Origin of the sequence: Nitratireductor sp., assembly GCF_017794765.1 — a bacterium.
In the GTDB taxonomy this organism is placed as follows: domain Bacteria; phylum Pseudomonadota; class Alphaproteobacteria; order Rhizobiales; family Rhizobiaceae; genus Nitratireductor.
Map to the genome: position 1 here is coordinate 805348 of NZ_CP051236.1, position 13418 is coordinate 818765.

At 60.4% G+C, this 13418-nt stretch carries 13 protein-coding genes; 7 read left to right on the forward strand and 6 right to left on the reverse strand.

Features of this window, described 5'->3' with window-relative positions; translation table 11 throughout:
• The first annotated feature begins 1 nt into the window (after position 1).
• The 5 genes from HF949_RS03950 (at position 2) to HF949_RS03970 (ending at position 5626) form a co-directional block, all read left to right on the forward strand.
• Positions 2–1642 (forward strand): ABC transporter ATP-binding protein, encoded by a 1641-nt coding sequence (locus HF949_RS03950; protein WP_292898400.1) that lies wholly within the window; start codon positions 2–4, stop codon positions 1640–1642.
• A gap of 544 nt (positions 1643–2186) precedes the next feature.
• A complete protein-coding gene (locus HF949_RS03955) occupies positions 2187–3206 on the forward strand; it encodes a TRAP transporter substrate-binding protein (RefSeq protein ID WP_292898401.1) in 1020 nt (339 codons plus the stop codon).
• 83 nt (positions 3207–3289) lie between these two features.
• On the forward strand, positions 3290–3880 hold the full coding sequence (locus HF949_RS03960) for a TRAP transporter small permease (protein WP_292898402.1): 591 nt from the start codon (positions 3290–3292) through the stop codon (positions 3878–3880).
• A 14-nt stretch (positions 3881–3894) separates the two neighbouring features.
• Entirely contained in the window at positions 3895–5178 is a 1284-nt protein-coding gene (locus HF949_RS03965) for a TRAP transporter large permease (RefSeq protein WP_292898403.1), read from the forward strand.
• Between the two features lie 10 nt (positions 5179–5188).
• Positions 5189–5626, forward strand: coding sequence for a universal stress protein (locus tag HF949_RS03970; protein ID WP_292898404.1), 438 nt, complete (start codon positions 5189–5191; stop codon positions 5624–5626).
• Positions 5627–5727: 101 nt separating this feature from the next.
• On the opposite strand, the gene HF949_RS03975 is transcribed toward HF949_RS03970, so the two are convergent.
• The gene (locus HF949_RS03975) at positions 5728–5907 is read right to left on the reverse strand and encodes a hypothetical protein (protein ID WP_292898405.1); all 180 of its coding nucleotides are present in this window, start codon (positions 5905–5907) and stop codon (positions 5728–5730) included.
• Positions 5908–6067: 160 nt separating this feature from the next.
• Here HF949_RS03975 and HF949_RS03980 point away from each other — a divergent pair, with 160 nt between their 5' ends.
• Entirely contained in the window at positions 6068–6988 is a 921-nt protein-coding gene (locus HF949_RS03980; RefSeq protein WP_292898406.1) for a LysR family transcriptional regulator, read from the forward strand.
• Between the two features lie 275 nt (positions 6989–7263).
• Here HF949_RS03980 and HF949_RS03985 read toward each other — a convergent pair whose 3' ends face one another.
• From HF949_RS03985 to HF949_RS04005, 5 genes are read right to left on the reverse strand one after another with little or no spacing between them, the layout of a single operon-like run.
• Entirely contained in the window at positions 7264–8091 is an 828-nt protein-coding gene (locus HF949_RS03985; protein ID WP_292898407.1) for an ABC transporter ATP-binding protein, read from the reverse strand.
• Entirely contained in the window at positions 8088–8948 is an 861-nt protein-coding gene (locus HF949_RS03990; RefSeq protein WP_292898408.1) for an ABC transporter ATP-binding protein, read from the reverse strand. The genes HF949_RS03985 and HF949_RS03990 overlap by 4 nt, the downstream gene beginning before the upstream one ends.
• A 1-nt stretch (position 8949) precedes the next feature.
• The gene (locus HF949_RS03995; RefSeq protein WP_292898409.1) at positions 8950–9885 is read right to left on the reverse strand and encodes an ABC transporter permease subunit; all 936 of its coding nucleotides are present in this window, start codon (positions 9883–9885) and stop codon (positions 8950–8952) included.
• A gap of 2 nt (positions 9886–9887) precedes the next feature.
• Positions 9888–10892 (reverse strand): ABC transporter permease subunit, encoded by a 1005-nt coding sequence (locus HF949_RS04000; RefSeq protein ID WP_292898410.1) that lies wholly within the window; start codon positions 10890–10892, stop codon positions 9888–9890.
• A gap of 59 nt (positions 10893–10951) precedes the next feature.
• On the reverse strand, positions 10952–12547 hold the full coding sequence (locus tag HF949_RS04005; protein ID WP_292898411.1) for an ABC transporter substrate-binding protein: 1596 nt from the start codon (positions 12545–12547) through the stop codon (positions 10952–10954).
• Between the two features lie 229 nt (positions 12548–12776).
• Here HF949_RS04005 and HF949_RS04010 point away from each other — a divergent pair, with 229 nt between their 5' ends.
• Positions 12777–13328, forward strand: a complete 552-nt coding sequence (locus HF949_RS04010) for a DUF924 family protein (RefSeq protein ID WP_292898412.1) — start codon at positions 12777–12779, stop codon at positions 13326–13328.
• Positions 13329–13418 lie beyond the last annotated feature (90 nt).

Consider the following 13418-nt stretch of genomic DNA (forward strand, 5'->3'; position numbering starts at 1 on the left):
CATGATGAAGCAGAACGAGGAACGCATCTTCGACATCCGCGACATTCGCGTCACCTTCGACACGCCGGACGGTGCGGTCGAGGCGGTGCGTGGCGTGGACATGCATGTGAACGCCGGCGAAACGGTCGCTGTGGTGGGGGAATCGGGATCCGGCAAGAGCCAGATCATGATGGCCGCCATGGGGCTTCTGGCCACCAATGGCTCCGTCTCCGGTTCCGTGACTTATCGCGGACAGGAGCTCATCGGTCTGCCGCGCGCGAAACTCAACAGGATCCGCGGCGCCAAGGTCACCATGATTTTTCAGGAGCCTATGACATCGCTCGACCCGCTCTACACGATCGAGCGGCAGATCTGCGAGCCGATCCGCGTGCATGGCGGGCTTTCCGCTTCCGCGGCGCGCAAACGGGCGCTGGAACTCCTGAAGCTCGTCCACATTCCCGATCCCGAGCGGCGACTGAAATCTTATCCGCACGAGCTTTCGGGCGGTCAGCGCCAGCGTGTCATGATCGCCATGGCACTCGCCAACGATCCGGACCTGCTGATCGCCGATGAGCCAACGACGGCGTTGGATGTGACGATCCAGGCCGAGATCCTCGGTCTTCTGGCCGAGCTTCAGAAGAAACTCGGCATGGCCATCCTTTTCATCACCCATGATCTCGGCATCGTGGAAGCCTTCGCCGACCGGGTCTATGTGATGCAGAAAGGGCTGGTGGTGGAAACGGGTGCTACGGAGGACATCTTCCAGCGCCCGCAAAAGGACTACACGAAAATGCTCCTGGCGGCCGAACCGGAGGGCCACAAGCCACCGGTGGGCAATGATCAGCCTGTCCTGCTCGATGCCAGGGATATGTGCGTGACTTTCACCATCAAGGGCGGCTTCCTTTCGGGGCCGGGCTATGAACTGAAGGCAGTTCAAAATGTAGGGCTGACTCTGCGTGCCGGGCAGACAATCGGCATTGTGGGCGAATCCGGATCCGGCAAATCAACGCTGGGTCGTGCGCTCCTCCAATTGTTGCCCTCTGAGGGGCGAGTCGTCTATCAGGGCACACCCATTCAGGGCTTCGACCGTGCGGCCATGCGGCCATACCGGCGCAATCTGCAGATGGTCTTTCAGGATCCCTACGGGTCGCTCAGCCCACGCATGACGGTCGGCGAGATCATCACCGAAGGTCTTCTGGTGCATGAGCCGGGTCTGTCCGCTCGCGAGCGCGACAGGCGCGCCATTCAGGCACTGGAGGAGGTCGGGCTCGATCCATCCATGCGCAACCGCTTCCCGCACGAGTTCTCGGGCGGTCAGCGCCAGCGCATCGCCATCGCCCGTGCGGTGATCCTGAAGCCTACCGTGATCGTGCTCGACGAGCCGACCTCGGCACTCGACCGCTCGGTGCAAAAGCAGATCATCACATTGCTGCGCCGCATCCAGGAAAGCCACAACCTTTCCTTCATCTTCATCAGCCACGACCTGGCGGTGGTGAAGGCGCTTTCTGATTATGCGATCGTGATGCGGTCCGGAACGGTCGTGGAGGAGGGGCCGACCAGCGAGGTCTTCGACAATCCACAGAGTGATTACACGAAGGATCTGATGGAAGCTGCGTTCAATCTCCGGGAAGTTTTGAACCGGCAGGCTGCAGCCCGCGTCTAGTATTCGAACCGGGCCGTCCAGGGGAATACGCGCGGTTCGGCTGGCCTGTCGTTCACGTGTCCTTGCGGTTGAAAGCAAAAGGTTTCACGTTTTGTGGAACTTTGTTCGGTGTGGCTCGTTTTCACCTCGGAAACAATCGATTTAACAATCGATTGACTCTGCCGCGCGTCTGTTTCACGCTGGCCCGGTCGAAAGACGAATGGGAGCAAGGAGGGGCGTTTGAACGCACTCCAAATGATTGGCCTGAACGATGGGGCCACACCGGCGCGGTGTGGTCGTTTGCGTTCGTTGTGCCGACTGAGGGCGGTGATCGCCCCGGATCTGGCCAGCGCCGTATCATTCCCTTTGCTTCTCGGACGCAGCAAAAAGCGGCGTCGCAAGTTCCCGGCAAAAGCACGCCTACGCGGTATCGCGACCGTGCCTGGCTGGTTCCCGGCCAGCTGACGACGCTCGTTTGAGATCGTTTGCCCGAGCCGTATGGGCGGCGCGGGGCTTGTTTATATTTTTTGCCTGCCCGTTTGTTAAATGACCAGAGGAGAACAGTATGCGTTCCATCAAAACCCGCTTAATGGCAGGCCTTGCCAGCACCGCGATCGTGCTTGCAGGCGCCGTTGCAGCTCAGGCGGAAACCTGGAAATACGCTTTCGAAGAAGCGATGACGGATGTTCAGGGCGTTTACGCCCAGAAGTTCAAGGAAGAAGTCGAGGCCAACTCGGACCACGAGATTCAGCTTTTCCCGTTCGGTACGCTGGGCGAATCCGCTGACATCATGGAGCAGGCACAGGCCGGCATCCTTCAGTTCGTCGACCAGTCTCCGGGCTTCACCGGTGCGCTGATCCCGGAGGCGCAGGTTTTCTTCGTTCCCTATCTTCTGCCGGCAAAGTCGGAAGATCTCGGAGATTTCTTCCGCAACTCGAAGGCCATCAACGAGATGTTCCCGGAGCTCTATGCAGAACAGGGTCTCGAGCTTCTCAAGATGTTCCCCGAGGGCGAAGTGGTGATGAACACCAAGGAGCCGGTGGAGAAGCCTGAAGACCTCAACGAGGTGAAGTTCCGCGTCATGACCAACCCGCTTCTGGTTGAAAGCTACAAGGCATTCGGCGCGACGCCGACGCCGCTTCCCTGGGGCGAGGTCTATGGCGGTCTCCAGACCAACATTATTCAGGGCCAGGAAAATCCGCTGTTCTGGGTCGAGTCCACAAAGATGTATGAAGTGACCGGCGCCATAACGCTCACCGGCCACAACAACTTCACCACCGCGGTGATGGCCAACAAGGAATTCTTTGACGGCCTGAGCGATGAGGACAAGAAGGTCGTGCGGGACGCTGCCGATGCGGCTTTCGAGCACATCCTCGAGTACCAGAAGGGCCTGAGCGAAGAATCGCTTGCCAAGATCAAGGAAGCCAAGCCCGAGATGACGATCAGCGACCTCACCGAAGAGCAGCGCGCTCCCTTCAGGGAAGCGGCAGCCCAGGTGGAGGCAAAGTTCATCGAGATGACGGGTGACAGCGGCAAGAAGATCCTTGACCAGATGAAGGAAGACCTGAAGGCGGCCACGCAATAAGCCGCTGCCTTGAGCAACAATAAGCTGGACCCTGCGGCCATTCTCGGTCGCGGGGTTCCGTCATCTCATTGAGGGGAATGAAGATGGGCAGTGAAGACGACAAATCTGACCCGCACAGCGAACACTACGAATCCACACTGCCCGGCGTCATAGGCATATTCGACAATGCCATCAGCCGCATAGAATCGGTGATGCTCGCGCTCGGCGTGATGCTCATGGCGGTCAACACGATCGCCAATGTGGTCAGCCGCGCTATTGGGAGCACAATCTTCTTTTCCGAGGAGCTCAACCGCATCCTCATCATTCTCATCACCTTTGCCGGCATCGGCTATGCCGCGCGTCACGGCCGCCACATCCGCATGTCGGCGCTCTACGATGCGCTGCCCGGCAAGACCCGCAAGGTCTTGATGATCATCATCACGGTGATCACCGCGCTCACCATGTTCGCGCTGTGCTATTTCGCCATCGGCTATATCGGCAAGGTGGCCAAGTCCGGCCGTGTTCTTCCGGCCATGCAGATCCCGGTCTACTGGATCTATCTCTGGGTCCCCATCGGCTTCTTCATCACCGGCGTGCAATATGCGCTCACCGCGCTGAAGAATGTCGTCCAGAAGGACATCTATCTCTCCACCCATGTGCTGGAGGGATATGAGGAAGACGAAATCGAGATCTGAGCGGGGCCACGACCATGACACTCAAAATTTCCACCATCATGATCGTGTTGCTGCTGTTTGGCTTCCCGATGATGATCCCGCTCATACTGGGTGCGGCGTACGGTTTTTACGGTCTGTTCGGCGGTTTCGACCGTATGGACTTCATGGTTCAGCAGATGCTGGCAGGCATCCGTCCGGCCTCGCTCATCGCGGTGCCCATGTTCATCCTCGCAGCCGACATCATGACGCGTGGCCAGTCGGCAGACCGGCTGATCGACATGGTCATGAAGTTCATCGGCCACATCAAGGGCGGCCTTGCCGTCTCCACCGCCACGGCTTGCACGCTGTTCGGCGCGGTCTCCGGCTCCACGCAGGCAACTGTGGTCGCGGTCGGCTCGCCGCTGCGCCCGCGCATGCTGAAAGCCGGCTACAACGATTCCTTCGTTCTGGCGCTGATCATCAACGCCAGCGACATTGCCTTCCTGATCCCGCCCTCCATCGGCATGATCATCTATGGCGTCGTCTCCAAGACCTCGATCGCCGAGCTGTTCATCGCCGGCATCGGCCCCGGGCTTCTGCTCCTGGTGCTCTTTTCCGCCTATTGCATCGTCTATGCAATCGTGAAGGGCGTGCCGACCGAGCCGAAAGCGCCATGGGGCGAGCGTGTGGCGGCAGTGCGCGCGGCCATCTGGCCGCTGTTCTTCCCGGTCATCATCGTCGGCGGCATCTATGGCGGGATTGTCAGCCCCACCGAGGCTGCGGCCATCTGCGTGGCCTATGCGCTCTTCCTGGAACTGGTGATCTTCCGCTCGCTTAGCGTGGCCGACATCTACAAGATCTCCAAGTCCACCGGCCTCATCACCGCCGTGGTGTTCATTCTCGTCGCTGCCGGCACGGCCTTCTCCTGGGTGATCTCCTTTGCGCAGATCCCGCAGCAGATTCTCGGCGCCATCGGCATAGACGAGATGGGGCCTAAAATGGTGCTCGCCGTCATTTCGATCGCCTTCTTCGTCGGCTGCATGTTCGTCGATCCGATCGTGGTGATCCTCGTTCTGGTGCCGATCTTCGCGCCAGTGGTGGATTCGGTTGGCCTCGACAAGGTTCTGGTCGGCACCATCATTACGCTGCAGGTGGCCATTGGCTCCGCGACACCCCCATTCGGGTGTGACATCTTCACGGCGATAGCCATATTCAAGCGACCCTATATGGACGTGATCCGGGGCATTCCGCCCTTCACGCTCATCCTGCTTGGCGTGTCGGCAGCACTGATCTTCTTCCCGCAGATCGCGCTGTTCCTGCCCAGCCTGGCATTCGATTAGGAGAGAGCCGATGTTCAAAAGGATACTCGTCCCGGTCGATGGCTCGGAAAACTCGGTGAAGGCTCTGCAGATGGGCGTTGAGTTGCAGAAAAACACCGGAGCGGAATTGATGACGCTCACCGTCTTCCGGCATCACAGCCTGCTTGAGGCGTCCATGTCGATGGTGCGGCCCGATGATCCCGAGAGCATCGATGATGTTATGCGTGAACATGCCAAGGAGATCGCCGACGCCGCCAAGAAAGCGGCAGTGGAGATGGGAGCTGAAAGCCCGCGTGCCTTTGTGAAAAGCGGCCAGCCTGCGCGCACCATCGTAAAGTTCGGCAAAGAGCGTGAGGTGGACCTGATCGTGCTTGGCAGCCGCGGGCTGGGCGATCTGGAGGGCTATCTTCTGGGAAGCGTGTCCCACAAGGTCACGAGCCTTGCCAATTGCCCCGTCATGGTGGTGTGATCGAAACGAAAGTGCAGATGCAACAAGGGCCGGATCCGCTGTCTGATCCGGCCCTTATTCCTGATGTTCCAGAAGCGTCTCGACGCTCTTTCCTGACAGTGTCAAACCGGGTCCGCTCCACCAATCGGTGGCGTGCCCGTTGGCCTGCGCCAGATGTTCCCGAGCCGCGTGCCAAGGGCGGTCAAGGCGTGCTTCAGCGCCGTGGAACGGGCTTTGTTCGCCTGCCGCGCATAGCGCTGCAATTCAGGGCTGGAACCAACGCCCACAGTATAGTGTGACATCAGAACCTCCTTGAGAGGGTTGGCAATGTAGAGAGTCTGCGGCGGTGTGCTGCCGGTTCTCCCGGTCAACCCATCGCTACAATTCCTATTTGGTCTCTATAGGAGCTTTACACAATAGAAATTATTCTTCCTGTTGTGTGCGTTTATGTTACGCTAAATCATGAGACATCGCCTGCCCAATCTAAACGCCGTCCGGGCGTTTGACGCGGCTGCCCGGCACCAGAGTTTTTCCCGCGCCGCGGCGGAGCTGGGCGTGACGCATGCATCTGTCAGCCGCTACATCAAGAATCTCGAAGCGGAGTTGGGCATGCCGCTCTTCGAACGCCGGCACAGGCAGGTGGCGCTCACGCCGGGGGGAGCCCGCTACGCGGAAATTGTCGCCGATGCTCTGATGCTGATCTCGCTGGACACCGGCACGCGTGCAACGCGCAATGCAAAGGGGCGCGTCGTTCTGGAATCGGACTCTGATCTCGCGGCTCTGTGGCTCATGCCCCTCCTGACCGACGAAGTGCTGGAAACGTTGGGGATCGAGCTCGAATTGCGCTCTTACCCCGAGCCACCACGCACCATTGCCCCCGATACCGATCTGGCGATCACCTGGGGGCGGCTGGATGTGCCGGGCTATACACGCGAGCCGTTTCTGGATTTCACGATCTTTCCGGTCTGCGCGCCGGATCGCGCGGAGCATGTGCGCATGCACGGGTTGATCGCCAACAAGCTGATCTATGATCGCGGCGTGAACACCTGGGAGGAACTCCTGCGGCGGCAGGGCACAAGCCTCAGCGCCGCATCGGGCCATCTCATCTTCCACCGCACGCAGCTTTGCCTTGAAGCGGCTGCGCGGGGGCTTGGTGTCGCTCTTGGCGATGATGTCTCGGCGGCCGCCATGCTGCGTGATGGAAGGCTGGTGCGTCCCTGCGGGCCATCGGTCGCCGGCCGCAACAGCTATTACCTTTCCTCCGTTTCGCGGGGCCCGGTCAGTCCTTCGGCGATGGCGATGCGGGCATGGCTCTTGCAAAAGGCGGCCGAGCATGTGCGTTGGGCCGAAGAGGCCGGCTATGCGCTGACCAAAGAGAGGTAGGTGAACGCACGGGGCTGTGAGGCAGCGCAATCGTCATCCCGTCCGAGCGGAGCGAGAGCCGGGACCCCCAGAGCCGGGACCCCGAAAGCCGGTATCCATTGAGAGGCACGGCCGATCTCCACAGCAGGAGCCGGCGGCCCAACAGGCGCCTGAAGCGCATCCGCGCCGCGCTCCATGGCAGTCTTCCAATGGGTCCCGGATGGCCCCTCGGACTTCCGGGATGGCACTTTCGGATGGCTTTCAATCCGGCGCCTTCACGCCGCCAGATTGCAGCTCTACGCAGCCTTTTCCGCCAGCCGTTTCCGGATGCTCTCCACATCGGCGCGTGGTGTCGCCGCGAAGAGCGTGCGCGTGTATTCGTGCTGCGGATCGGTGAACACCGCATCGCGGGTTCCATATTCCACCGCTTCACCGAAATACATCACCATCACTTCGTCAGCGATATAGCGCACCACCGAAAGATCGTGGCTGATGAAGACATAGGTGAGGCCGAATTCTTCCTGCAGGTCGGCCAGAAGGTTCAGCACCTGCGCCTGCACCGAGAGGTCGAGCGCGGAGACCGGCTCGTCCAGCACCAGCAGGCGCGGCCTCAGCATGAGCGCGCGCGCGATGGCGATGCGCTGGCGCTGGCCGCCGGAGAACATGTGCGGATAGCGATTGAAGTGCTCGGCCTGCAGACCGACCTTCAAAAGCATCTCCATGGCGCGTTCGCGCCGCTCCTTCACCGGAACCTTCTCGTTGATGATCAGCGGTTCCATCAGCACATCGCCGATCTTCTGGCGTGGATTCAGTGAGCCATAGGGGTTCTGGAAGACGATCTGCACCTTGCGGCGCATTTCGGGCTCCACACCCGTCTTGCCGATCTCCACCGGCTTGCCGTCGATCAGGAGTTCGCCCGAAGTGGGTGCGTCGATCATCGTCATGATCCGGGCGAGGGTGGATTTCCCGCAGCCCGATTCGCCGACGATGGCCAGCGTCTTGCCCTTCTCGACCTTGAGGTCGATGCCTTTCAGCGCGTTGATGATGCGGCCCTTGCCGAAAAAGCCGCCGCCGATGTGATAGTCGCGCGTGATGCCGCGCGTTTCCAGGACGATCTCGCTCATGGGCGGGCTCCTGTCAGCGGCGCTTCATCGAACACGAAGTCGGAGACGGTCGGCAGGCGGTCGCCTGTCGCGTTCTCCGGCAGGGCCGAAAGCAGCGCCTTGGTATAAGGGTGCTGGGGCTTTTCGAAGAGCGAAAGCACGTCGGCCTCCTCCATCTTCCTGCCCTTGTACTGCACGATCACGCGATCGGCCGTTTCCGCTACCACGCCCATGTCATGGGTGATCATGATCATGCCCATGTTCTTCTCGGCCTGGATCGACACCAGAAGATCGAGGATCTGCTTCTGGATCGTCACGTCGAGCGCGGTGGTCGGCTCGTCGGCAATCAGGAGCTTGGGGTTACAGGCAATGGCCATGGCGATCATCACGCGCTGGCATTGGCCACCCGACATCTGGTGCGGGTAGGCATTCACCCGGTCGCTCGCATTTGGCAGGCCCACCGCCTCGAAGAGTTCCACCGTCCGGTCACGCCGCTGGCGGGCCGAAAGATCGGTGTGCATCTTGAGCGTTTCATCGATCTGGAAACCGACGGTGAAACACGGATTGAGACTGGCGATTGGCTCCTGGAAAATCATGGCAATGTCCTTGCCGACGATCTTGCGTCGGTCCGATGGCGACAGGTTGAGAATGTCGCGGCCCTGAAAGGTCATGGCGTCTGCCGTGACCTTTGCGGTCCATGGCAGAAGCCCCATAACCGCCAGCATCGAAACGGATTTGCCCGAACCCGATTCGCCAACGATGGCCAGCACCTCGCGCGCCTCGACGGACAGCGAAACACCATCCACCGCGCGCAGCGTGCCGCCTGCCGTCTCGAATTCGACGCTCAGATTGCGAATGTCGAGAAGAGCTTCACTCATGTCACGACCTCTTCAGCTTGGGATCAAGCGCATCGCGAAGACCGTCGCCCATCAAATTGATGGCCAGAACGGTGATCAGGATGGCGAGACCGGGGAAGGTGACGACCCACCACGCACGCAGGATGAACTCGCGCGCTTCGGCCAGCATCGTGCCCCATTCGGGTGTGGGCGGCTGTGCACCCATGCCGAGGAAGCCAAGCGCCGCCGCATCGAGGATCGCGGTCGAGAAGGAGAGCGCCGCCTGCACGATCAGCGGTGCGGTACAGTTCGGCAGGATGGTCTTGAACATCAACCTGATGTTACTCGCGCCGGCAACACGTGCCGCCGTCACATAGTCGCGGCCTTTCTCCGACATCACCGCAGCGCGCGTCAGGCGCACATAGTGCGGCTGCTGCACGAGCGCGATGGCGATCATCGCGTTGACGAGGCCCGGCCCCAGAATGGCGACCAGAACCAGTGCCAGAAGCAGCGACGGAAACGCGAGAATAATGTCCATCACGCGCATGATGACCGTGTCCACCGCGCCGCGGAAATAGCCGGCGATGAGGCCGATCAGAATACCCACCGAGACGGCGACCGAAACCACCACCACGCCGATAAAGAGCGAGAAGCGCGCGCCATAGATCAGGCGTGAGAGCAGGTCGCGGCCCACGGCATCCGTGCCGAGTATGAACGACCAGTTGCCGCCTTCCTGCCAGACCGGGGGCAGGAGGAAGGAGCCGCGGTTCTGCATGCTCGGGCTGTGCGGCGCGATCACCGGCGCCAGAAGCGCGATGACCACGATTGCGAGGAAAACGTAAAGGCCGATCACGGCGCCGCGGTTCTGGCTGAAATAGTACCAGAATTCCGCAAGGCGGGCGCGCCGCGTGACCGCGATGATCGTGCCGCCTTCGAGACCGACGGCGGCATTCGGATCTTTTGTGTTTGTCGAGCTCATGGTCAGTGCCTGATTCTCGGATTGATCAGACCGTAGAGAACGTCCACGATCAGGTTCACGATCATGATGATGGCGGCAATGAGCAGAAGCCCGCCCTGCACCACCGCATAATCGCGCTTGAACACGCTATCGACCATCCACTTGCCGATGCCCGGCCAGGAGAAGATCGTCTCGGTGAGGATCGCGCCGGCCAGCAGCACGCCCACCTGGAGGCCGATCGTGGTCACCACGGGGATGAGCGCGTTGCGCAGCGCATGGAGGCCGATCACCCGGCGCGGCGGCAGGCCCTTGGAGCGCGCCGTGCGCACATAATCTTCGCCCAGCACCTCTAGCATGGCCGAGCGCGTCTGGCGGGCGATCACCGCAAGCGGGATCGTGGCCAGAACGATGGTCGGCAGGATGAGATGCGACAGCGCCGATTTGAACGCGCCCGCCTGTCCCGACAGAAGGCTGTCGATCAGCATGAAGCCGGTGACCGGCGGGAAGAAATAAAGCAGCGAAATGCGGCCTGACACCGGTGTCCAGCCCAGAATGCCGGAGAAGAAGATGATCAGAAGCAGGCCCCACCAGAAGATCGGCATGGAATAGCCGACAAGGGCCGCACCCATCACGGTCTGATCAAGCCACGAACCGCGCCGGACAGCGGCGATGACGCCAAGCGGAACACCAATGGCAACCGCCACGATGATCGCGCACAACGACAGCTCGATCGTCGCCGGGAACAGGGTCAGAAACTCCTGAAGCAGCGGTCTCTTGGTGACGATGGAGGTGCCGAAATCGCCCTGCAGCAGATCCGTCATGTAGTTGAAATACTGCACGAACAGCGGCTGGTCGAAGCCATAGAGCGCCTGGAGCTGCTGGTAGCGCTCTTCGCTCATGCCGCGCTCGCCGGCCAGAAGCATGATCGGATCGCCCGGCAGAAGGCGAATGAAGGAAAAGGCGACGATGGACACCCCGATGAAGGTGGGGATCAGCAGCGCCAGCCTGGAGAGAAAGAAACGGAGCATCTAATACACGACCGGCGACAGCTCGCGCTGCCGCCGGTTCCTGTTTCTGGTGAAGGGGCCTATTCGGCGATGTGGACGCCTTCAAAGGCGTGGCCACCGAGCGGGTCCATCTTGTAGCCGGTCACTTCCTTGCGCATGGGCATGTGGACGACCGAGTGAGCGATGGTTGCCCACGGAGCTTCACGCTTGAAGACGAGCTGGGCCTCTTCATAGAGCTTGGCGCGCTCTTCCTGTGAGGAAAGCGTCTTGGCCTTCTGGATCAAAGCCTCGAACTCATCGTTGCACCACTGGGCACGGTTGGCGCCGCCGACACCGTCGCAGCCGAGCAGAACGGCGAGGAAGTTGTCCGGATCGCCATTATCACCTGTCCAGCCGAGCAGAACGGCGCCATCACGGTCAACATTTCCGGTGACATCAAGATATTCGGTCCATTCGACCGAGACAATCTCGACGTCAACGCCGACCTTGGAGAAATCCTCCTGGATCAGTTCGGCCATGCGGCGCGCGTTCGGGTTGTAGGGACGCTGCACAGGCATCGCCCAGACCTTCATGGAAAGGTCCGAAACGCCCTCTTCCTCAAGCATCTTCTTGGCTGCTTCCGGATCGTAGGCATCATCCTCGACCGCGTCGTTATACGACCACATTGTCGGCGGAATCGGGTTCTTGGCTGCCTGGCCGGCACCCTGGAACACGGCGTCGAGAATGGCTTCCTTGTTGATTGCCATGTTCAGCGCCTTGCGGACCTTCGCGTTGTCGAACGGGGCTTGCTGCGTATTGTAAGCGAGGTAACCGACGTTCAGGCCTTCCTGCTCGTCAACCTTCAGCGCATCGTTCGCTTTCAGGCTCTCGATGTCGGCCGGGTTCGGGTAAGGCGTGATGTGGCACTCGCCGGCGATCAGCTTCTGCTGGCGCACCGAAGCCTCGGTGGTGATGGCGAACACCAGATCGTCGATCGGCTGCTTGCCGTTCCAGTAATCGGGATGCGCCTTGTAGCGGATCACAGCGTCAGGCTGATAAGCCACGAACTGGAAGGGGCCGGTGCCGACCGGCTTCTGGTTCAGGTCCGAAAGATTGCCGGATTCAGCGAGCTTGTCAGCATATTCCTTCGAGAAGATGGAGGCAAAATCCATGGCCAGGTTGGCAATGAACGGGGCCTCCGGGCGGTTCAGCACAAACTTCACCGTGTAATCATCGACCTTCTCGATGGACTTCACGAGGTCCGGCATGGACATGCCGTTGAAATACTCCCACGAAGCGCCTTCCACATAGGCGTGGTAAGGATGGTCTTCCTGAAGCTGGCGGTTGAAGGAGAACAGCACGTCGTCGGCGTTGAAATCGCGGCTTGGCGTGAAGAAGTCGGTCGTGTGGAACTTCACACCCTGACGCAGCTTGAAGGTGACCTCGAGACCGTCGTCGGAAATCTCCCAGCTCTCCGCCAGACCCGGCACGGTCTTGGTGGTGCCCGGCTCGAACTGGACGAGGCGGTTGTAGACCGGTTTCGACGATGCGTCGAACGTGGTGCCAGCGGTGTAGAGCGCCGGGTCAAAGCCTTCCGGGCTTCCTTCCGAGCAGTAGACAAGCGTCTTCGCGCCCGCAGCGCCGCTCAGCACCGTAGCGGCCAGCAGAGCAGCCGCAAAGGTCAATTTGCTTTTCATTGAGGTCTCCCTGATTCTCGCATGGGCTTACTCCCGAAGCCCTGGAAGCTGGCATATAAGCAAAGATCGAATTGAGAGGGAACACCCTCGATCGCTTTGCCGCTGCAAATGCAATTATTAGTCGAATTTGCTCCTATTAATGCAATAAAGCACCACGCCCGCTCTTGTACTGTGAGCGATAGGGGAACCATATCAGCATCAAAGGTCATTGTTTCGAGGAGAAGAAAGTATGAGCGGCACATGGCATCTGGACGTTCTGGAGTTCTGGTTTGAGACGCTGACCCCCAAAGACTGGTTCACCGTGAGCGAGAAGACGGACGCGCTGATCCGCGACCGTTTCGGCGCGCTGCATGAGCGTTTGGTGCGTGAGCTCCCGCCGGAAGTGTTCAACGAGCCGAAAGCGGCCCTCGCCGCGGTTATCGTGCTCGATCAGTTCCCGCGCAACATCTATCGTCGGCAGCCTGGCGCGTTCGCTTCGGATGAGCTTGCCATGAGTGTGGCAGGCAATGCGATCGAGAAGGGACTGGATGAAGGGATGCGCGTTCCCGAGCGGCAGTTCCTTTATATGCCCTACATGCATTCGGAAGTGCTTGCCGACCAGGAACGCGCCGTCATGCTGTTCAAATCGCTGGGGCAGGAAGAATCTCTGAAATACGCGATCGAACACCGGGACATCGTCGCCCGTTTTGGCCGCTTCCCGCATCGCAACCGTGTGCTTGGACGGGAGAGCGGACCTGAGGAACGCGCCTTTCTGGAGGAACACGAGGGCTACGGCCAGTAAACCCCGCAGCGTTTCCTGCCTCATTGATACGGTCCCGGCGCGTAAACGCACTTGTGAAGGCCGGGGATGAAGCCCTACACTCGTCTTTTG